Annotated in this window: 17 protein-coding genes; 13 read left to right on the forward strand and 4 right to left on the reverse strand. The window is 68.3% G+C overall.

From position 1 onward, the window contains the following. The first annotated feature begins 157 nt into the window (after positions 1–157). The 4 genes from AXW62_RS16005 to AXW62_RS16020 all read left to right on the forward strand — a co-directional run bounded on the left by AXW62_RS16005 (position 158) and on the right by AXW62_RS16020 (position 6962). Positions 158–1630: a GntP family permease gene (locus tag AXW62_RS16005; protein WP_060945148.1), complete on the forward strand. Its 1473-nt coding sequence runs from the start codon at positions 158–160 to the stop codon at positions 1628–1630. 260 nt (positions 1631–1890) lie between these two features. Further along, on the forward strand, positions 1891–2832 hold the full coding sequence (locus tag AXW62_RS16010; protein ID WP_060945149.1) for an ABC transporter ATP-binding protein: 942 nt from the start codon (positions 1891–1893) through the stop codon (positions 2830–2832). Next, positions 2829–4205 (forward strand): ABC-2 transporter permease family protein, encoded by a 1377-nt coding sequence (locus AXW62_RS16015; RefSeq protein ID WP_060945150.1) that lies wholly within the window; start codon positions 2829–2831, stop codon positions 4203–4205. Before AXW62_RS16010 ends, AXW62_RS16015 begins: the two co-directional genes overlap by 4 nt. A gap of 6 nt (positions 4206–4211) precedes the next feature. Further along, positions 4212–6962 (forward strand): alkaline phosphatase family protein, encoded by a 2751-nt coding sequence (locus AXW62_RS16020; RefSeq protein WP_060945151.1) that lies wholly within the window; start codon positions 4212–4214, stop codon positions 6960–6962. A gap of 66 nt (positions 6963–7028) precedes the next feature. Here AXW62_RS16020 and AXW62_RS16025 read toward each other — a convergent pair whose 3' ends face one another. Both AXW62_RS16025 and AXW62_RS16030 read right to left on the reverse strand, forming a co-directional pair. Further along, complete coding sequence (locus tag AXW62_RS16025) at positions 7029–7256, reverse strand: DUF397 domain-containing protein (RefSeq protein WP_060945152.1); 228 nt, start codon at positions 7254–7256, stop codon at positions 7029–7031. Further along, positions 7243–8067: a helix-turn-helix domain-containing protein gene (locus AXW62_RS16030; protein ID WP_060945153.1), complete on the reverse strand. Its 825-nt coding sequence runs from the start codon at positions 8065–8067 to the stop codon at positions 7243–7245. Before AXW62_RS16030 ends, AXW62_RS16025 begins: the two co-directional genes overlap by 14 nt. Positions 8068–8359: 292 nt before the next feature. Between AXW62_RS16030 and AXW62_RS16035 the strand changes: the two genes are divergently transcribed. The 7 genes from AXW62_RS16035 to AXW62_RS41030 all read left to right on the forward strand — a co-directional run bounded on the left by AXW62_RS16035 (position 8360) and on the right by AXW62_RS41030 (position 14527). After that, entirely contained in the window at positions 8360–8689 is a 330-nt protein-coding gene (locus tag AXW62_RS16035; protein WP_060945154.1) for a hypothetical protein, read from the forward strand. Then, positions 8682–8933 (forward strand): hypothetical protein, encoded by a 252-nt coding sequence (locus AXW62_RS16040; protein WP_244502775.1) that lies wholly within the window; start codon positions 8682–8684, stop codon positions 8931–8933. The genes AXW62_RS16035 and AXW62_RS16040 overlap by 8 nt, the downstream gene beginning before the upstream one ends. Before the next feature lie 402 nt (positions 8934–9335). Continuing rightward, positions 9336–12119: a cyclophane-containing RiPP biosynthesis TPR protein HaaT gene (gene haaT, locus AXW62_RS16045; RefSeq protein WP_174556398.1), complete on the forward strand. Its 2784-nt coding sequence runs from the start codon at positions 9336–9338 to the stop codon at positions 12117–12119. Between the two features lie 126 nt (positions 12120–12245). Continuing rightward, positions 12246–12437: a HaaA family cyclophane-containing RiPP peptide gene (haaA, locus tag AXW62_RS41025; protein WP_079115648.1), complete on the forward strand. Its 192-nt coding sequence runs from the start codon at positions 12246–12248 to the stop codon at positions 12435–12437. A gap of 13 nt (positions 12438–12450) precedes the next feature. Further along, the gene (locus AXW62_RS16050; RefSeq protein ID WP_060945156.1) at positions 12451–13611 is read left to right on the forward strand and encodes an FxsB family cyclophane-forming radical SAM/SPASM peptide maturase; all 1161 of its coding nucleotides are present in this window, start codon (positions 12451–12453) and stop codon (positions 13609–13611) included. A 70-nt stretch (positions 13612–13681) separates the two neighbouring features. Then, the gene (gene haaN, locus AXW62_RS16055; RefSeq protein ID WP_060945157.1) at positions 13682–14155 is read left to right on the forward strand and encodes a cyclophane-containing RiPP N-acetyltransferase HaaN; all 474 of its coding nucleotides are present in this window, start codon (positions 13682–13684) and stop codon (positions 14153–14155) included. A gap of 9 nt (positions 14156–14164) precedes the next feature. Next, positions 14165–14527: a hypothetical protein gene (locus AXW62_RS41030; protein WP_214516860.1), complete on the forward strand. Its 363-nt coding sequence runs from the start codon at positions 14165–14167 to the stop codon at positions 14525–14527. 158 nt (positions 14528–14685) lie between these two features. Here AXW62_RS41030 and AXW62_RS16060 read toward each other — a convergent pair whose 3' ends face one another. Next, a complete protein-coding gene (locus tag AXW62_RS16060; protein WP_060945158.1) occupies positions 14686–16038 on the reverse strand; it encodes a M14 family metallopeptidase in 1353 nt (450 codons plus the stop codon). 193 nt (positions 16039–16231) lie between these two features. On the opposite strand from AXW62_RS16060, the gene AXW62_RS16065 reads away from it, so the two are divergent. Both AXW62_RS16065 and AXW62_RS16070 read left to right on the forward strand, forming a co-directional pair. Next, on the forward strand, positions 16232–17869 hold the full coding sequence (locus AXW62_RS16065; protein ID WP_060945159.1) for an IS200/IS605 family element transposase accessory protein TnpB: 1638 nt from the start codon (positions 16232–16234) through the stop codon (positions 17867–17869). 122 nt (positions 17870–17991) lie between these two features. Further along, on the forward strand, positions 17992–18849 hold the full coding sequence (locus AXW62_RS16070; RefSeq protein WP_060945160.1) for a S1 family peptidase: 858 nt from the start codon (positions 17992–17994) through the stop codon (positions 18847–18849). 106 nt (positions 18850–18955) lie between these two features. Here AXW62_RS16070 and AXW62_RS16075 read toward each other — a convergent pair whose 3' ends face one another. Next, positions 18956–19966, reverse strand: coding sequence for a chitinase (locus tag AXW62_RS16075; RefSeq protein WP_060945161.1), 1011 nt, complete (start codon positions 19964–19966; stop codon positions 18956–18958). Positions 19967–20163 lie beyond the last annotated feature (197 nt).

The raw sequence follows: 20163 nt of genomic DNA on the forward strand, positions 1-20163 counted from the left end.
GGCCCAACGCGCCCCGACCAGACCCGACACGCCCCGACTCGTCCTCCCCGTCCCCGCCGCCGGAAGTCCGAGCTTCTGATCCCCCGCATCCAGGTTCCCCCAGCGCGCGGCCCACCGCCGTGCGGCGATGCCCCCTACCCACATTCCGGAGTCCCCCATGCTGTTCGCGGCCGCCCCCGCCCCCGAGACGCCACCCCACACCGGTGGTCTGCTCGCGCTCATCCCCGGTACCACCGGTCTGCTGACCGTCGCCGCCCTCGGTATCGCGCTACTGCTCTACCTGATCATCAAGGTCCGGCTGCAGCCCTTCGTGGCGCTGCTCGGCGTCTCCATCGTGGTGGGCCTGGCCGCCGGTCTCTCCGTCACCGAACTCTTCGGCACGGTCCAGAAGTCCGACGCCGTCTCGCTCATCGAATCCGGTATGGGCGGCATCCTCGGCCATATCGCGATCATCATCGGCCTGGGCACGATGCTCGGCGCGATCCTCGAGGTCTCCGGCGGCGCGGAGGCGCTCAGTGCCCGGCTGCTCGGCCTCTTCGGGGAGCGGCGGGCGCCGCTCGCGATGGGACTGACCGGCCTGATCTTCGGCATACCGGTCTTCTTCGACGTCGGCATCTTCGTCCTCGCGCCGATCGTCTACGCGGCCGCCAAGCGCAGCGGCAAATCGATCCTGCTCTACGCGATGCCGCTGCTCGCGGGCCTGTCCATGACCCACGCCTTCCTGCCGCCGCACCCCGGCCCGGTGGCCGCGGCCGGACTGCTCCACGTCGATCTGGGCTGGGTCATCCTGATGGGCATCGTCGTGGGCATCCCGTCGGTGCTGGCCGCGTGGGGCTACGCCGCCTGGATCGGCAACCGCGTCTTCGTCCCCGTACCGCAGGACATGGTCGAGGCGGCCGAGGAGTCCCGGGAGGCGGTCGCGGCCCAGCAGCGCGCCTCCGGCGCCACCCCGGCCGAGCGGCCGGTCTCGGTGGCCACGGTCCTCACCATCATCGGCACCCCGCTCGTCCTCATCCTCTGCGCGACCTTCTCCTCCATCGCGCTGGACCCCAGCACCGGCCGCTCGGTCATCGAGTTCTTCGGCCACCCGTTCGTGGCGCTGACGATCGCCCTGCTGCTCGCGTACTACCTGCTGGGCATCCGGCGCGGCTGGTCCCGCAAGTCCCTGGAGACCGTCTCCACCGCCTCCCTCAAGCCGGTGGGCAACATCCTGCTGGTCGTCGGCGCGGGCGGGGTCTTCGGCGCGGTCCTCAAGGGCAGCGGCGTCGCCCAGGCCCTCGCCGACGCCTTCGACAGCGCGGGCCTGCCGGTCATCCTGCTGTCCTGGCTGATCTCGGTGGTGCTGCGGGTCGCCCAGGGCTCGGCGACGGTCGCGATCGTCACGACGGCGGGCATCGTGACCCCGCTGCTCTCCGACGGCCACTACTCCCAGGCCCATCTGGCCCTGGTCATCATGGCCATCTCGGCGGGCTCGATCTTCGCCTCGCACGTCAACGACGGCGGCTTCTGGATGGTGGCGAAGTACTTCGGCATCTCCGAGAGCGACACGCTGAAGTCCTGGACGGTCCTGGAGACGGTGCTGTCGGTGGCCGGGTTCGTGGTGGCGGGGCTGCTGAGCATCGTCATCTAGTACGTCAGGCCAGTACGTCAGGCCGGAACCAGTACGTCGGGCCAGTACGTCGGGCCGGAACCAGTACGTCGGGCCGGATCGCGGGTCCGTGGCATCTGCCGCGGACCCGCGCCGTGTTCAGGTCCCGCGCCGTGTTCAGGCCGCCACGGCGACGTCACGCAGCCCACGTCTCTTTATGTTCTCCATACATTCAACTCACCACCCCCGTGAGCAGCACGATCACTTCCTAGGGTCCTTCAGGCACGTGAAGGAAGGGACCCATGGAAGAAACCCGCGCGATCCGGGCTCGCGGTATCACGAAGAGCTTCGGTGATGTCGTCGCTCTGGACGGCATCGATCTCGAGGTAACGCAGGGTCATATTCACGGCCTGGTCGGACCGAACGGCGCCGGAAAAACGACGTTGCTCGGCCTTCTGCTGGGGCTCGCGGTGGCCGACAGCGGTCGCCTGGAGGTCCTGGGTGCACCGGTCGAGCGGGCGCTCGACGCTCCCGACGGTGTCACCGGCTTCGTGGACGGCCCCGCCCTCTACCCCTCGCTCACTCCACGGCAGAACCTCGCCGCGCTGGCCGCACTCCGCGGCCACGACGCGCGGACGGCGGGGATCGACGACGTACTCGCCGAGGTCGGCCTCACCGACGTCGCCGACGACCGCACCCGCGGCTTCTCCCTCGGCATGCGCCAGCGGCTCGGGCTCGCCGCCGCCCTGCTGACCAGGCCCCGGCTGCTCGTGCTCGACGAACCGTCCAACGGCCTCGACCCGGCGGGCAAGAAGCACGTACACGGTGTCCTCGGCCGGCTCGCGGCCGACGGAACCGCCGTTGTGCTCTCCAGCCACAACATGGACGACCTCGAGGCGCTGTGCTCCGAGGTGACCATCCTCGCCGCCGGACGCGTCGTCTTCTCCGGCCCGCTGTCCAAGCTGGCCACCGAGGACCGTGAACTCGACTACCGGCTGCTCACCTCCGACCCGCGGGCCGCGCGCCGGCTGGCGGACGACGCGCCGGGGATCGAGGTCGTCGACGGCGCCGGGGCGCGGCAGGACGCCGAACCGCTCGTCGTACGCGCCCTGGTGCCCGCCCTCGACCACCTCGTGGCGCGGCTCGTGGCGCGGGGCGTCGCGCTGCGCGAGCTCACTCCCGTGGTGTCGCCGCTCGAAGCCGCGTTCCTCGCCCTCACCGAACAGCAGGAGGCGGGCAGATGACCGCGACCCTCACCCGGAGCCGGGAACGGGAACCCGGGCAGGTGACCGGGGGCCGTCGCGTCCCCGTCGCCCGCGCCTGTCGATTCGAGCTGGTCAAGCTCGTCTCCCAGTGGCGAATTCGCCTGCTGGTCCTCGCCTGCTGGATCGCTCCCGCCCTCTTCGTCGTCGGGGTGGGCCAGCAGAGCACGCTGCCCGTCGACACCCTCTTCGGGCGCTGGATGCTCGCCTCCGGGTGGGCCGGGCCGCTGGTGATGCTCGGTTTCGCGGGGACCTGGGCGCTCCCGCTGCTGACCTCGGTCGTGGCCGGTGATGTCTTCGCCTCCGAGGACCGGCTCGGCACCTGGCGCCATCTGCTCGTCGCGGTCCGCTCGCCCCGGCGGATCTTCGTGGCGAAGGCGGTGGCCAGTCTCACCGTCCTGCTGCTGCTCGTGGCCGGGCTCGCGGTCTCCAGCACCGTCGGCGGCCTCCTCGCGGTCGGCAACCGGCCGCTGGTCGGTCTCGACGGCCATCTCCTGGCACCGTCGGACGCCGCCGCCTCGGTCCTGCTCGCCTGGGTCTGCGTCCTCGCTCCGACCCTGGCGCTCGCCGCACTCGGCTTCCTCGGCTCGGTCACGCTGGGACGGTCCCCGATGGGGCTGCTGGTGCCCGTGCTGGTCTCGCTCGCGATGGCGGTCGCCCAGATGCTGCCGCTTCCGGTGGCCGTGCGCGTCGCCCTGCCGAGCTACGCCCTCATCTCCTGGAACGGTCTGTTCACCAGCCCCCGGCAACTCGGCCCGCTGCTCATCGGCATTGCTGTCGGCCTCGTGTGGGCCGTGGTCGCGACGGCGCTGGCGTATGCGCTCTTCGTACGGCGCGACTTCACCCACCCGGCCCACGACGGTTCGGGCCGCCGCGCGATCGCCGTCGGGGTCCTGCCGCTCGTCGGGGTGGCCGCCGCGTCGTTCGCGGTCGTCGCCGCGACGACCTCGGCGACGGGCTCGGGAATCGAGCAGGACAAGGTGCAGCGCTCGCTCGCCACGGCGTTCGCGCACCTGTACCGCATGCAGACCGACCAGCTCCACCGGCCCGCCGTCACCGAGGCCCAGTTGAAGGCCACGGCGTCGTGCGGCAAGGGAAGCACCAGGGTCGCGGCGGAAGGTCCGGGCAACGACTGGCGCTGCGTCGTGACCTGGCATCTCCCCGGCGTCGAGGCCTCCGGACAGGCCATCTACCAACTCGACGTCACTCCGGACGGGCGGTTCATGGCCGATGGCGATGGACCGAAGGAAGTGAACGGCTACTTCCTGGTGCGGACGCCCGAAGGGGACGCACCGAACCCGCTGTGGCAGTTCGACGGCAACGTCGAACTGCTCGACACCACCCCGAAGGGATAACACCCCATGCAGGTAACTCGCTGCCGCAAGCCGGCCGAGGAAGCCCGGATCAGCCTCATCAGCAGACGCATCGGCCGCCGGATACCGCTGTTGACGGCGGGCACCACCGCCGTCGCCCTCGTGGCCGCCGGTACGGCGCTCGGGCAGACCCACCAGTTCGGCACGGACCAGGTCGGTCAGGTCACCGAGAACGGCCAGGTCGTCTCCAGCAACCAGTACATCGCCCCGTACGGCGACCGTCTCGTCATCAACCAGGGCAAGATCATGTCGTCCTCGGTCAGCCCGGACGGCACGCACCTGGCCGCCTCGGTCACCGACGGTGGCGCGGCCCTGGCCATCGTGGATCTGAAGAACTGGAAGACGCAGCAACTCGTCAGCAACGCCGCGTCGTCGAACCCCCGCATCAGCAGCAACAACGTGGGCCAGGAAGGCCCGACGTACTCGCCCGACGGCAAGCAGCTGTGGCTGGGCCAGCCGGACGGCTACACCGTGTTCACCGTGGACGCGGACGGCGGCGTCTCCAGCCCGCGGACCGTCACCGTCCCGGCGGACGGCTCGAAGCGTGCCCTGGTGGGCGAGGCCGTGTTCTCGGCCGACGGCAAGACCGTGTACTCCGCGGTCAACGGCCAGAACCGGGTCGTCGCCATCGACGCCGCGACCGGGACCATCGAGCGGAGCTGGAACGTGGGCAACGCCCCGCGCGACATGGCCGTCGTCGGGAAGAAGCTCTACGTGAGCAACGAGGGCGGTCGCCCGGCCAAGCCCGGCGAGCCCACCATCAACTCGTACGGCACCCAGGTGCTCGCCGACCAGAAGACCGCCGCCACCACCAGCGGCACGGTCAGCGTCATCGACCTGGCGAACCAGGACGCCGCGGTCTCCAGCATCGAGGTCGGTCTGCACCCGACCGCCGTGTACGCCAAGAACGGCGTGGTGTTCGTCACCAACACCGCCGACAACAACGTGTCGGTCATCGACACGGCGAAGGACAAGGTCGTCCAGACCATCTCCACCCAGCCGTGGGCCAAGGCCCGGGTGGGCTACGAGCCCAACGCGGTGACCCTCACCGACGACGGTCACCTGCTGGTGACCCTCGGCCGTGCCAACGCCGTCGCCGTCTACAAGTACACCTCCGCGCAGGAGCCGGTCTCTTACGTCGGCCTGCTCCCCACGGACTACTTCCCCTCGGAGATCACCACCTCCGGCAACCAGGTGTACGTCTCCAACACCCGTGGCATCGACGCCCGCCGTAAGGCCACCGGCGGTCACGGCACCCACGACACCACGTCGAGCGTGCAGCGGTTCACCCTCCCCGACGACCGCGTGATCAGGTCCTACACGGGCAAGGTCTTCCAGCAGAACGGCTGGAACGGCGAGTCGCTCAAGAAGTCCGACGGCGCCCCGGCCAAGCCGGTGCCGGTCCCGGCCAAGCTCGGCGACCCCTCGACGATCAAGCACGTCTTCCTGCTCGTCAAGGAGAACCGGACCTACGACCAGGTCTTCGGGGACATCCCGAAGGGCAACGGCGACCCGTCGCTGGCCCAGTACGGCGAGAACGTCACGCCGAACCAGCACGCCCTGGCCCAGCAGTTCGGCCTGTACGACAACACGTACGACATCGGTACGAACTCCGCCGAGGGCCACAACTGGCTGATGCAGGCCGACAACCCGGAGTACACCGAGTCCTCCGCCGGTGAGTACACCCGCAGCTACGACACCGAGGACGACGCCCTCGGCCACCAGAAGACCGGCTTCATCTGGACCGGTGCGCAGGCGGCCCGCAAGTCGGTACGGAACTTCGGTGAGTTCCAGCAGTTCCTCACCAAGCCGTCGGGCGCCAGCTGGCAGAACCTGTACTGCGACACCAAGAACATGGCGGCGACCGGTCAGGACACCGCCTACCCGCTGAACTCGAGCTCGCCGATCCCGTCGCTCAACGACGTGTCGGTGCACGGCTTCCCGAAGTTCGACACCAGCGTCCCGGACGTCTACCGCGCCGAGATCTGGAAGCGGGACTTCGAGAAGAACGGTCCGGCGAACCTGAACATGTTCTGGCTCTCCAGCGACCACACCGGCGGCCCGGTGAGCGGTGCCGCCCAGGTCGCGGACAACGACCTCGCCGTCGGCAAGATCGTTGACAAGATCTCGCACAGCAAGTATTGGAAGGATTCGGCGATCTTCGTCGTCGAGGACGACTCCCAGGCCGGCCTCGACCACGTCGACGGCCACCGTGCCCCGGTCCAGATCATCAGCCCCTGGGCCAAGCACGGCGCGGTGGACAGCCACTACTACTCGCAGATCAACATGATGCGGACCATCGAGCAGATCCTCGGGATCCAGCCGATGAACCAGAAGGACACCGCGGCCACCCCGATGACCTCGGCGTTCACCCAGCGCCCGGACTTCACGCCGTTCACCGCGCTGCCCAACCGGGTCTCGCTGACCGACGGTGTGAAGACCCCGCCGTCCTGTGGCCTGGACACCCCCGCGGCGCAGAACCCGAAGGCGGCGGCCGTGCCGTCGGCCTCGGTACCGGCGGACATGAAGAACGTCGCCGCCCAGTGGGACCAGTGGAAGTCGAAGCAGCGGCTGACCGGCCCCCACGCCGTTCCGGACTACGCTCCCCCCGCCCAGATGAACCACCTCACGTGGTACGAGACGCACAACTGGGCCAAGCCCTACCCGGGTGAGAAGAAGATCTACGCTCCGAGGGACGTGCCGGGCGCCTACATCCCGTCGGCGGAGAACGACGGCTGACCCAGGCTCACGTAGCAGGCGGCCCCTGACCGGCGTCATCGCCGGTCAGGGGCCGTGATTTTCGGATCAGGTGGTGGGAAACTCCCCGCGCTTGACGGCGGAGACGAACGCCGACCACGCGGACGGCTCGAACACGAGCGCCGGGCCGTCGGGGTTCTTGCTGTCGCGGACGGGTATGTCGGCGTGGCCACGGGCTACTTCGAGGCAGTCGCCGTTGCTGGGCCCGCTGTAGCTGGACTTGAACCAGCCGGTGAGGGCAGAGGCGTCGGAGACGGTGTGATCAGTGCTGGCCATGTTCGTGTTCCTCCGCTATAGCCCTGATCAGGGCCAGGGATTCGTCATGCGACACCGCATCGCCCATGGCGAGATCGTAGGCCGACTGACAGGAGCTCACCAGGGTCGGGTCGTCCATCAAGTTGCCCGTACGGAGACCTTCGACGTATGCGACGGGTGCGGCATCGGTGAAGCGCATGAGGGTGACCATGCTCTCGATGAGAGCGTGAGCCCCGATGCCGAACGGCAACACATGCAGCCGCAAACGTCCAACCTCGGCCATGTCCGAGATCTTGCGCAGTTGTTCCGCCATGACATGCGGCCCACCGACCCGGCGCCGGAGCACCGCCTCATCCAACAGGGTCCACATGACGGGACTCAACGGATTATCGAGAATTCGGGCACGCTCCACGCGGTTGACCACGCGCCGGTCAAGATCCTCGGTGCGGTAGTTGGGGCTGGCCGTGCGCAGCACCGCACGTGCGTAGGCGTCGGTCTGGAGCAGCCCAGGAACGAGAGAGAGTCCGTACAGCCGAAGCTCTGACGCCTGCCGCTCCAATTCCGCCGCGACCGCGAAGTGGTCGGCGAACTTCGACTCCAGATCCTCCAGCCACCGCGCGAAGAACCCGTCCGTCCCCAGCGCCTGGTCGATCCGCGTCGCGTCGTCCGGCCTCGGCAACCGGCGTCCCGCCTCGAAGTGGCTGATCAGCGTGGGCGAGCACACCACGATCTCGCTCAGTGCCTCCTGTGTCATGTCGGCCGCTATGCGGCGGAGCCGCAGCTCTTCCCCGTACTTCTCCCTCGGTGTGCGTGGCCTTCGATCCATCTTCATGGGCTGACTCCCCGAGTTGAAAGGTGCCTGGTCAGGCTCGCCCTCCTGGCAGCGTAGCCAGAACACCCTCCACTCTGTGAGGAAAGCGCCACACAGCGTGAAGAAACGCAGGACCCTCGCGACCGGGGTGCACCGGCCCGAGGGCGTGGCCCACCAGCTGACAGGAGCTGATGAACATGAAGGACCCTATGGGGCGGTTCCTCGCATGCGTGAGTGCACTTCTCGCCGTACTGCCGCCCGGCCGTCATCGGGCCGGGGTCCGGGCGGTGATCCACGGTGTGGAGGTGTCCGGATGGACGCGATGACCGGGCTGCGCCTGCTGCCGTGGACGGACCCCGACGGAAAGCCGTGTTATCTGTCGTCGGATGACGGGAGCAGCCCCCTGAGCCGACGGGCAGACGCGATCGAGGCCGTACAGGAGTCGATGGCGGCCGAACTCCTCCGGCACGCCCGGGTGCTGCTGGACGCCCCCAGGGCGGACAAGCGAGAACTCCGCTACCTCGCGGAGCGGCTGTGTGAGGCGCTGCGCGACGTGTTGCGGGTCGCCGAGAGCCGGGGCGCCCGCCTGCCCTCGTACGGCGAAGGCGATGACCCGGCGCCCCGAGGGGGTGGCTGTGACTGACTGGCAGATCGGTCCCGTTCCGGGCCGGGGCTTGCGCCGGGGGAAGGGCGGGGAACTCGCGTTGCCGCTCCAGATCCTCCATGGCGGGCAGCATTGCGCCATCGCCGAGCTGGAGCTGACTTCCGCGGAGGCGGAGTCGCTGCACGCGGCCCTGTGCTACGCGCTCAGTGAGCAGCCCCCGCCCCCCGATGCGCCCGAGTGCCGTCAGCCCGTCCGCTACCCGGGCGGCCGACAGCGGTACTGAAGACCGACCACCCACTCGGCATCCCCGCCGCCCCGAGACGGCCGGAACGTGTCCCCAGCGGCTCCGGAAGCGTGACGCGCGCCCGCTTCCGGAGCTGTCCCACGGTCGCCTGTCCAGGCGGCGGCCGAGGCTGTCGGTCGACCTCCACCGAAGGAAGGGAGTTCACCGCAGGCTGGCCGCACGGCAGAACCCTGATGCAGCGGACGCTGAGAAGACCGCAGCAAGAGGCTCGATGGCGAGGAGCGACCTTGACCTGCGACCGCCATGGCTGGTCGGCTTGGAGTTCGAGGAGTCGGACTCGGGGGTCTCTTTCGTGGTCAGGTCGGTTGTGGGTGCGCTGCTGTGGGTCACCAGCGGTGGGGCGGGTACGACGGGTCCCGGCAGCCCCTCCGGGACGCGGGCATGAGGCTGCGGCGGGGCATCGCGATCGCCGGCGTGGCCGGCGGTGTCGCGGTGACGACGATGCTCGTGGGGCTTGTGACCAACGCGGTGTCGGACCAGTCCCGATGGCCCGGTTGGCTGGGGTGGCTCCAGGAACATGCGTGGTTCTCGTTCGTCCTGCTGGGTGTGGTGATGGCCGTCGGGAGCGCGCTACTGGCCACGCTGTCCGATACCCAGGCGCCGACACCGTCAGCTGACCCGCCGCTTCGACCGGGGAATGAGGCGGAGCCGCCAGGGGCCGCGCTGGTGTTGCGGTCGCTGCCACGTGACACTGCGGCGTTTACCGATCGGACCGCCGAGTTGGCATCGCTGATGCGATCGGTGCAGGTCTGGCAGGAAAGCGGTGAGGCCCTCCCGGTTCATGTGGTCGACGGCATGCCAGGGGTCGGGAAGACCACTTTCGCGGTGCATGCCGGACACGTCCTCTCGGAACGGTTTCCGGACGGGCAGCTCTTCGTGAACCTGAATGGACACACGCCAGGACAGAGCCCGGTGCAAGCGACCGAGGCGCTGGCCTCCCTATTGGCGGCCACCGGGGTGCCGACACAGCAGATACCCATGGGCGATGACGTGGGGGCGGTCACCCAGGCGCGGGCCGCCATGTGGCGGAGCCGGCTGGCTGACAAAAAGGCGTTGCTCATCCTCGACAACGCGGCGAGCTATCGCCAGCTAGAGCCTCTGCTACCTGGTGGGGGCGGGTGTCTGGTGCTGGTGACCAGCCGGAAGCGACTGGCGGCGAACGAGGAAGTGGTGCTTCCGGTCGAGGCGCTGCTGCCCGATCATGCGATTGACCTGTTTGTGCGGCTCAGCGGGCGGCCGACTGACTCCCTCGACAGGAGCGTGGTCGGGGCGCTGGTGCGGATGTGCGGATACCTGCCGCTGGGGGTGTCACTGCTCGCGGCCAAGCTGCGGCATCATCCGTCCTGGAGCGCTGAGGACCTTCGGGAGCGGTTGGTGGCGGCGCGGGACCGCCTCGGGGAGCTGCGTGCCGGGGAGCGCGCGGTGACCGCGACGTTCGATCTTTCCTACCGGGATCTCCCGCAGGAGCGGCAGCGCTTCTTCCGGATCCTCGGTCACTATCCTGGCACGGATCTCGATGCGTATGCCGGGGCCGCTCTGGGCTCGGTTTCGGTGGCAGAGGCGCGGCGCCATCTCGACGCGCTCTACGACGACCACCTGATCGATGAGCAGCCGAGTGGCCGATACCAGCTCCACGACCTCTTACGCGACTACGCCCACGGTCTCGCGACCGGGGAGAGAGTCAGTATGGATGACGTTCAGAGCATGACCCGGATCTGCACGTACTACCTGGCTGCTCTTTCGGGCGCGAACAGGCACATCGTTCGCACTGAAGCGGTCGTGCCCTCCGTCCCGGACGATGCTCTGAGGGAGGAGACGCCGCCTACGGAGTCGCGTGCCGCGGCTCTGGGCTGGTTGGAGCACGAACGACCCAACATTTTGGCGTGTATCCGCCGGGCTAACAGCCTCGACCTGCACGGACTCGTGATCCGCCTGGCTGCGGCAATGGCTCCCTATCTGCGGCAAGCCGGGCCCTGGGATCAAGCGGTGGGGCTCCATCGGACCGCGGCCGACGCGGCCCGCCGGACCGGCGACCGGCAGGCCCTGGCCGGCGCGCTCGCCGAGCTGGGCGTCGTGCGGCGCTTCATGGCGGACTACTCCGAGGCGGCCGAGACGCTGAACGAGGCCGTGGCGGAGTACGAGGCGGTTGGCGATCGGCAGGGCAAGGCCGCCGCTCTGAACCAGGCGGGCATCGTCTGGTACCTGACCGCCGACACCGAGGCGGCGACCCGAGCTCAGACCGAGGCCCTTGCTCTCTATCGCGCGGTGGGAGACCGATTCGGACAGGCCAACGCGCTCGCGGACCTCGGCATGGTGCGTCGGCAGACGAGCCAGTTCGATGCCTCCGTGGAAGCGCAGACGGAGGCCCTGTCGATCTACCGCGAGCTGAACGATCGATACGGTGAGGCGAATTCGCTACGTGATCTGGGCGTCGTGCACTGTCTCATGGGTGAGTACGAACTGGCCGCACGGCGACATCGCGAGGCGCTCGACATGTACCGGGAGCTCGACGACCGAGTCCACCAGGCATACGCCCTCAATGAACTCGGTCTGGTACGGCGGCTTACTGGTGATCTCGACAGGGCACGGCAAGACCACACTCAGGCGCTGGAGCACTACACCGAGCTCGGCGACCGCTTTGGTCGCGCCAACAGCGTCCGTCATCTCGGGGTGCTCGAGCGCTTGTCCGGGAACCAAGCGGAGGCGGGCCGACTACTGGAAGAGGCCCTCAGCACATACCGTGATCTCGGCAGCCGCGGGGGCGAAGCCGCCGCGCTCAGCGAGCTGGGTGTGATCCGCGGCCTGGTCCGAGACCACGATGGCGCGGTGGAAGCGTTCCAGCACAGCCTGGAGATCCTGGGTGGCCTGGGCGACCGATGCGGTGAAGCCGAGGTTCGCAACCACTGGGGGATGCTGCTGCGTGCCTACGATGACCCCTCAGCCGGACGAGGCCACTTCGAGCAGGCGCTGAATCTAGCTCGCGCCATCCGCTGTCCCTTGGAGGAAGCCCGGGCGTTGGAAGGCATCGGCCGCTGCGACTGGGCGATCGCAGGGCACGCTGAGGCTGAGCCGTCGCTGCGCGAAGCCTGCACTGTGTACCGGCGGTTGGGCGTGCCAGACAAGGCTGATGAGATCGAGCAGCTGTTGTCGTCCCAAGCGCGGTGAGTCAGCCATGTGGCCGGTTTCCACGTGCCACGGTAAGTGGTGGGGCTGCTACGTTGAGCCGACTTGCCATGTCAATCGCCATCGCACCGTGACAGCCTCCGGTGCCCCCGCCACGAGGAGCGTTGAATGCCGTCTCCCATGTCCGTTCCCGCGCCGCACGGCACAGCATCGTTCGCCCCGGAGGCCGCCCAGAGCAATCCGGTCCTGGCTCGCGTCGCTGCTCGCGTACGGCAACGTCTGGAAGCCGAGCAGGCCGCCACCAACCGCACGGGCGATGGCACCCACGCGGCCTCGCTCATCTGGCCCCGACCCCTGTGAGCATGCTCGCTTGATGACAGGGTCCGAGGACTACGCCCCACTGCGCACATTCATCTTCAAGGTCGCCAATCGGTGCAACATCGACTGTGACTACTGTTACGTCTTCAATTCAAAGGACCAGACGTCACGGCATCTGCCCGCCCGGATGGGTCTGGACGTGGCCCGGGCCGCAGCCCAGCGGATCGGCGAGCACGCCATGGTGCACGGCCTTCGGGACGTCCATGTCGTCCTGCACGGCGGAGAGCCGCTGCTTGTCGGACCGCGGCACATGGCAGACGTGCTGAGCGCCGTACGGGGCGGCATTCCTGCGGAGACGACGGTCTGCTTCGAACTTCAGACCAACGGCACCCTGCTGACCAAGGCATGGCTGGACCTCTTCGAGCAGTACCGGGTCGTCGTGGGTGTCAGTCTCGACGGGCCTCCGGCCGCCAATGACCGGCACCGGTTGACTCATGGCGCGCGGTCGAGCGCCACCTCAGCCGTGCGAGGCATTGAATTACTGCGCTCCCGGCCGCAGTTGTTCGCCGGCCTGCTTGCCGTGGTCGACCTGGCCAATGACCCGGTTGAGGTCCACGACTACCTGGCGTCGTTCGAGCCCCCGGTGATCGACTTCAACCTGCCGCACGGAACGCACGACAACCCGCCGCACCGCGGCGACCCGAGTGTCCCCGAGTACGGGCGATGGATGAGCCGCGTCTACGACGCCTGGCTGGCCCGACCCGAGTACCAGCACACCATCCGGATGCTGGAGGACATCGTGGCACTCAGCTCCGGCGTGCGAGGCTCCGTCGAAACCCTCGGTCTGGCCCCGCCCACCAGCATCGTCATCGAATCCAACGGCACGGTTGAAGGCGTGGACACCCTTCGCTCTGTCGCGGAGGGTGCCTCATGGCTGGGACTCGACCTCCTCCGCCAGTCCTTCGACGAGGTCATGCGTCATCCGAAGCTCCTGCACCGACACATTGGCAGGTCAGCGCTGGCTGAGCAGTGTCAGAAGTGCCCGCTGGTGGAGGTGTGCGGCGGAGGCTACCTTCCCCATCGCTTCAGCACCGACCGAGGCTACCGGAATCCCTCCGTGTACTGCGCAGATCTGCAATACCTCATCCGGCACGTCCAGGACTCCCTGAGTCATCACGGCTGGAGTGCACACACACCAGCCGCTCCGCCCCCTTAGCCGTGCCGCCACGGCTGCGTCCGCGTTCCAAGCAATCGAGCGAAGCGATCATGTACGACAGGAGATACCGATGAGCGTGACGATCCGCCCCGCCGACAGGCGGGACATCCAGGCTCTGGCCGAGCTGATCGAGGAGATCGAGCGCTTCTACGGCTCGACGCGGATCCAGCCGCTCGCGGAGCGCCAGTCCCAGGTGGAGGAGGCGCTCTTCGGCTCGCCGCCCATGGCCTCCGCCCTCCTCGTCGAGGATGAGGCCGGTGGTCTTGCCGGTCTCGCCGCCTACTCGTTTCTGTGGCCGGCCGCAGGCTCCTCCCACTCGCTCTTCCTCAAGGAGCTCTACGTCCGCGACACCCTGCGCAGGCAAGGCGTCGGGGCACGGCTCATGAACGAACTCCAGGCCCTCGCCGCCGCCCGTCCCGGATGCAGCCGCGTCGAGTGGATGACCGACCACGACAACCCGAGTGCACGCGCCTTCTACAAATCCCTCGGCTTCGCCGAATTCGACGGCAAAATCATCTACCGGGTTGACACCAACACGACGTGAGGATGGCGTGTGACCGCCAAGGAAGTGCGCTGCGAACGCTGCGAGAACATCATCGGGCTGGGCTGCTGCTGCCCACCCGACGGATCCATCCCCAAGGCACGCCCCGCATCTCAGGTGAGACAGGAATGGCGCCGCTTCCCTGCGGACACCATCCTGATCTCACCCACGCGGTATGCGCATCTGCCAGGAGCATGTACCCACGTATCCGAAGAGTTCGTGAAGGCGCCACGCTGGGGATGGATCCCCGATCCGCCCTCCGGTCTCTGGGACCGCTTGTGCAGCAGTTACCCGGCAATCGCGTCAGAGGGCAACACCACGCGCCGGGCGATCCGGCGCTGCGAGGAATGCGAGGCGACGTTGTCGGCCACGTAAGCCGACACATACCTCTCGGCCTCGCCCGTCCATGACCACGCTGAGCACCGTCCAGGCACCGAACCGTCGCCACACCCCCGGGCGCGGGGCGCCCTGCGCCAGGCGCCGCCCCGGCGGTCTCGCGCCGGGACGGCGCTCGCGGGCCGTACGGCCTCGGCTCAGGCGCAGTACTGCGCCTCCTTGCCGATGGACCGGTACATGCAGTCCGCGTTCTCCACGAGTTGGAGCACCGCGTCGCGGTTGCGGCTGGTCTCGCGGTCGATGACCTCGTCGGGCGGGTAGAAGCCGCCGGCGCCGGAGGAGGTCGGGTACATCTCGAAGGTGTAGGCGAAGATCTTCTGACTGCCCCACAGGTAGTCGTCGATCGCGCCGTCGGTGATGTAGAGGTCGCTGGACTGCTCGGGGGTGTAGCCGTTGCTCGCGGCCATCTTCTTGCCGACCGTGGCGAAGGCGTCGTAGTCGTCCCGCGTCATGCCGGTGGTGGTTTCGTCGTACGTCCACCCGAACGGCCACAGCACCAGTTCGCTGTAGGTGTGGAAGTCGATCGCGGCCTTGATCTGCTGCTTGCCGCCGACGACGCGGCTGCGGGCGAAGTCGGCGACGACCTTCACCTCGGGGGCGGATTCGGCGCGGGCGCCGCGGTAGGTCTCGGAGCCGGGGGAGCCGGAGGAGCCGCCGCAGCAGCCCCATTTGAAGTTCCAGTTGCGGTTGAGGTCGGTCCCGATGGAGGAGGAGCCGGAGTTGGGCTGGCGGTTCTTGCGCCAGCTGCGGTAGGAGCCGGTGGCGATGTCGTATTCGCCGCCGTCCGGGTTCACATCCGGGATGATCCAGATCTCCCGGCCGTTGACCGCGCTGGTGATCCGGGGGTCGCTGCCGTAGCCCTCGGTGAACTGCCGCACCAGGTAGAGGGCCATCTCCACGGTCAGGTGTTCCCGCGCGTGCTGATGGGCAGTGAAGAGGACCTCGGGTTCGTTCTCGTCGGTGGCCACGTTGTCGCTGATCTTCAGGGCGACGATGTCACGGCCCTCGTACGACTTTCCGATGACCCGCTTGCTGAGGATGGACGGGTACTTGGCGACCGCCGCGTTGATCTCGGCGTTGGCCTCGGCGTAGGTGTGGTACTTCGCGTCGGCCGGGGGGAAGTCGAAGGGCCTCGCGGCCCTGCCCGCGCTCCGGTCGGGCGGGCCCGGCAGCGCGGTGAGCCGGTAGCCGAGCGCCCGCAGCCGCGTGGCCTGCGCCGGGTCGGCGGTGACGACCAGGGAGCGGGCGTCCACCTCGTCGATGGAGACTCCGGTGGCCGCGACGGCGGCGCGAGCGGCCGGGGTGGCGGGGCCGGAGACCTCGTACTGTCGCACGGTCTCGTCGGCGCCCTGGGCAGTGGGTGATGCGGTGCGGCCGGTGCCGGGCCGTGGAGCGGGATCATCGGCCTGAGCTGCCATGGGTGCGGCGAGTGCGAGGGTGAGCAGGGCGGTGAGGGCGGTGGCCCGTCTACCGCTGATGCGACGTCGCATGACATCTCCTTGGGGGGTGGAACTGCTGCTAATTGACAGTGCACGGGCGTGTTGGAGCGTGCGGGAGTGAGTGCTGCGGTGACGGTGGGCGGATTCGGTGGAACGGGAGTTCTTGCATCGAATGCGTGACCTCCCCGGGGGAGGCTCGTTGTGCGGGATGACGGATCTTCGGTATCGGGCGGGGGTGAGGAGAATGGGTGGGCGGCGGAAGGTAGCGGCGCCGTTCGTCGCGTCCGGGCCTTGTGGTGTGGCGATCCGTGCCCGACTGAAGACGCTCACGCCCGAGGATGAGAATGTCCTGACGCTGGTGGGTGCGCACCTGGGCTCGCTCGCTTCGAAGGACCTCAAAGCGCGTTGCGTTGACGGTCTGGAGCACTCCGCTCGGACCTGGGCGGCCCGGAAGCGGGAATTGACGGCCGCCTCGTCGTCCCGATGGGCGGGCAGCATCACGAAGGCCACGCACGATCAGTGGGCGCTTGTCCGGCGCGGGCAGTCGGCGTACGTCCAGTCTCTTGAAGCGAGCATCGGGACGCTTCAACGCCGTCTTTCCCTGCCGATCGGCGAGAGAGGAACCAGGCATTCGCCCGGCGGCTACCGGTCGGCGCACGAGTGGTTCCACAAGACACGCCGCCTGCACGCACTCGAAGACCGGCTCGTCTCCGTCAGCGCCGACCGTGAAGCCGGTGTCGTGCGTGTGTCGCGGGGCGGGAAACGTCTGTTGAAAGCGCGTCACAACCTCGGCAAGGCGGGGCTCACTGAGGCCAAGTGGCGTGAGCGATGGGAGGCGGAGCGCTGGTTCCTCCAGGCCGATGGCGAGTCCGGCAAGAGGTTCGGGAACGAGACGATCCGCGTCACGCCCGAGGGCGAAGTGAGCATCAAGCTCCCGTTCCCCCTTGCCGAGCAGGCGAACGCGGGGCACGGCCGGTACGTCCTCGCCGCGAAGGTCCGCTTTCCTCACCGGGGCACAGAGTGGGCCGACCGCGTCGCCGCGAACCGGGCTGTTGCCTACCGCATCCACTACGACGTGCAACGCGGACGCTGGTACCTCACCGCGTCCTGGACGTTCCCCGTCGCCAAGACGATCCCGCTCGATGACGCACTCGCCGACGGAGTGATCGGCGTGGACACCAACGCCGATCACCTCGCCGCCTGGCGCCTGGATACTCACGGCAACCCCATCGGTCATCCGCGCCGATTCTTCTACGACCTGTCCGGTTCGGCCGACCACCGCGACGCCCACGTCCGCCACGCCCTGTCCCGGCTGCTGAACTGGGCCAAGACCTGCGGCGTCAAAGCCATCGCCGTCGAAGATCTCGACTTCACCGCCGAGAAGACGCGGGAGAAGCACGGGCGTAGGAAGCGCTTCCGCCAGTTGATCTCCGGTATGCCCACCGGCAGGCTCCGCGCCCGGCTCACGTCCATGGCCGACTCCACCGGAATAACCATCATCGCTGTGGACCCGGCCTACACCTCGAAGTGGGGCGCCCAGCACTGGCAAAAGCCGCTCACCACCAAGAACCGTAAGACGACCCGTCACGATGCCGCCAGCATCGCGATCGGGCGACGCGCCCAAGGGCATCCGATCCGGCGACGGACGGCACCGCCCCCTGCACACCAGAGTGATGTGCAGGGGCATCGGACCGTCCAGGCCGGTGTGGAGGCTCCTGTGCGTGAGGGAACCCGCCCCCGCATTCCAGGACCACGCACACGATGCGTGCCGCCGGACACGGAGAGAAAGCGGGCAACCAGGACACCCAAAACCGTTCGGGATGTCCGTAGTGACCAGGTGTGGGTACAAGACTCACTCCTTCTCACTAATGAGGAACGGTGAAGGGCGAGCGACTGCTGCGCCAGTGTTCGGCCATGCGCATGACATGCGCAAGGGTGGGAAATGGTCGAAGCCGAAGGCACCTCTCATCGGAGGCACCTCCCATCGAGGAAGGAACCCCTCGCATGCACAGATCTCTCGTCGGTGCGCTCTCGGCCCTGTTACTGGGCGGCGCGACCCTCGTGGGCGCGGGCGCGGCGCCCGCGACGGCCGCGTCCCCCGCGGCCGCGTCCACCGCCAAGGCCCCGAAGGCCGTGAACTTCGCGGGCACGGTGGCGCTCAGCAACTGTTCCGGCTCCGTCGTCCGGACGCCGGGCTCGGTCGACAGCGACCCCGCGCTCGTCCTCTCCAACGGCCACTGCCTGGAGAGCGGCTTCCCCGGTGCCGGAGAGGTGATCGTCAACCAGCCGTCCAGCCGGAGCTTCACCCTGCTGACCGCTTCCGGCGGCAGCGCCGGCACGGTACGGGCCAGCAAGATCGCGTACGCCACGATGACCGACACCGACATCTCGCTGTACCAGCTGACGTCCACATACGCCCAGATCCAGTCGGCGTACGGCATCAAGGCGCTGCAACTGTCGGACAGCCACCCGACCCAGGGCTCCGCCATCAATGTCGTCTCCGGCTACTGGAAGAAGATCTACTCCTGCAATATCGACGGATTTGTCTATCGTCTTAAGGAAGGGGAGTGGACCTGGAAGGATTCGGCCCGCTACACCTCCGCCTGTAACACGATCGGCGGAACGTCGGGCTCTCCCGTCGTCGACTCGGCGTCCGGCAAGGTCGTGGCCGTGAACAACACGGGCAACGAGGACGGCGGCCGCTGCACCCTGAACAACCCGTGCGAGGTGGACCAGAGCGGCACGGTGACGGTGCGCAAGGGCATCAACTACGCCCAGCAGACCTACGGCATCACCAAGTGCGTGACCACCGGCAACAAGATCGACCTGAACCTGGCGGGGTGTGCGCTGCCCAAGCCCTGACGAACGCCTGTACCCCTGAACGCCAGTGCGCCGGTGCGCCCCGCTTGCCGCAAGCGGGGCGCACCGGCGCACGCCGGACCGCCGTGCCGGTCTCGGGGGCGGCGTCCTACAGGCCGTGGACGTGTGCGCCGACCGACTTCGACCAGGCGTTCCCATTGGCCGCGTCCCAGTTGGTGGACCAGGTCATCGCGCCGCGAATGCCGGGGTAGGTCTTGGACGGCTTGAAGGAGCCGCAGCCGGTGCCCTTGGCGAGGCAGTCGAGGGCGTCGTTGACGACGCCCGGCTCGACGTAGCCGGAGCCGGCGCCGCTGGTGGAGGCGGGGACGCCGATGCCGACCTGGGAGGCGTCGAGGCCGTTCTCGAGCTGGATGCAGGCGAGGGCGGTGAGGAAGTCGACCGAGCCCTGGGAGTAGACCTTGCCGTCACAGCCCTGCATGGAGCCGCTGTTGTAGTACTGCATGTTGACCACCGTCAGGAAGTCCTTGATCCCCAGGGCGGTCTTGAAGTACTCGGTGGACGCCGACTGCATGTCGATCGTCTGCGGCGCCATGGTGACCACGACATCGCTCTTCTTGTCGTGGATGGCCTTGAGGGCCTTGGTCATGTAGGTGGAGTTGACGCCGTTCTCCAGGTCGATGTCGACGCCGTCGAAGCCGTACTCGTCCATCAGGCCGGTGATGGAGGAGGCGAAGGCATCCGCCGAGGCGTCGTCGCTGACCGAGATGGTGCCCTTCTCGCCGCCGACGGAGATGATCACGGACTTCCCGGCCGCCTGCTTGGCCTTGATGTCGTCCTTGAACTGCTGCTCGTCGCCGTAGCCGGTGGCGGGGTCGAGCTTGAAGTCGACCGCTCCGGGGGAGCCGGTGGCGTCCGCGAAGGCGACCGCGATGATGTCGTAGTCGTCCGGGACGTCCGAGAGCTTCTGCTTCGTCGCGCCGTTGTCGAAGTTCTGCCAGTAGCCGGTGACGGCGTGCTCGGGGACGGCGGCGGCGCCGTGCCCGGCGGCGGGGTGCTCCTCGGCCGCGTTGGCCGTACCGGCGGATATCAGCCCTCCGGTGGCGAGGGCGACGACTGCGGCGGCTCCGATCAGCCGCTTGGTGAACTGTGCGCGTACCACGACAGCCTCCGTACGTGGGGGGAAATGTGGGGGAGGTGGTGCCAGTGCGCGTTCAGGGGCCCCTGTGGCGTGCGTATAAGGTGGTCCAGACCAATGCGGTTGTCAACCCCACGCGCCATCTCCCCGGTACGGGAGGGTGAAAAATGCGGATGAGGGGGCCGGAACGCTTGCGCCCCGGCCCCCTCGCCCCTTCCGCG

Source organism: Streptomyces hygroscopicus subsp. hygroscopicus, assembly GCF_001553455.1.
In the GTDB taxonomy this organism is placed as follows: Bacteria; Actinomycetota; Actinomycetes; order Streptomycetales; family Streptomycetaceae; genus Streptomyces; species Streptomyces hygroscopicus.

What these genes read in the sequence shown, in the direction of transcription:
- AXW62_RS16005 (WP_060945148.1), top strand. Translation starts at nt 158, where the DNA reads ATGCTGTTCGCGGCCGCCCCCGCCCCCGAGACGCCACCCCACACCGGT.
- AXW62_RS16010 (WP_060945149.1), top strand. Translation starts at nt 1,891, where the DNA reads ATGGAAGAAACCCGCGCGATCCGGGCTCGCGGTATCACGAAGAGCTTC.
- AXW62_RS16015 (WP_060945150.1), top strand. Translation starts at nt 2,829, where the DNA reads ATGACCGCGACCCTCACCCGGAGCCGGGAACGGGAACCCGGGCAGGTG.
- AXW62_RS16020 (WP_060945151.1), top strand. Translation starts at nt 4,212, where the DNA reads ATGCAGGTAACTCGCTGCCGCAAGCCGGCCGAGGAAGCCCGGATCAGC.
- AXW62_RS16025 (WP_060945152.1), bottom strand. Translation starts at nt 7,256, where the DNA reads ATGGCCAGCACTGATCACACCGTCTCCGACGCCTCTGCCCTCACCGGC.
- AXW62_RS16030 (WP_060945153.1), bottom strand. Translation starts at nt 8,067, where the DNA reads ATGAAGATGGATCGAAGGCCACGCACACCGAGGGAGAAGTACGGGGAA.
- AXW62_RS16035 (WP_060945154.1), top strand. Translation starts at nt 8,360, where the DNA reads ATGGACGCGATGACCGGGCTGCGCCTGCTGCCGTGGACGGACCCCGAC.
- haaT (WP_174556398.1), top strand. Translation starts at nt 9,336, where the DNA reads ATGAGGCTGCGGCGGGGCATCGCGATCGCCGGCGTGGCCGGCGGTGTC.
- haaA (WP_079115648.1), top strand. Translation starts at nt 12,246, where the DNA reads ATGCCGTCTCCCATGTCCGTTCCCGCGCCGCACGGCACAGCATCGTTC.
- AXW62_RS16050 (WP_060945156.1), top strand. Translation starts at nt 12,451, where the DNA reads ATGACAGGGTCCGAGGACTACGCCCCACTGCGCACATTCATCTTCAAG.
- haaN (WP_060945157.1), top strand. Translation starts at nt 13,682, where the DNA reads ATGAGCGTGACGATCCGCCCCGCCGACAGGCGGGACATCCAGGCTCTG.
- AXW62_RS16060 (WP_060945158.1), bottom strand. Translation starts at nt 16,038, where the DNA reads ATGCGACGTCGCATCAGCGGTAGACGGGCCACCGCCCTCACCGCCCTG.
- AXW62_RS16065 (WP_060945159.1), top strand. Translation starts at nt 16,232, where the DNA reads ATGGGTGGGCGGCGGAAGGTAGCGGCGCCGTTCGTCGCGTCCGGGCCT.
- AXW62_RS16070 (WP_060945160.1), top strand. Translation starts at nt 17,992, where the DNA reads ATGCACAGATCTCTCGTCGGTGCGCTCTCGGCCCTGTTACTGGGCGGC.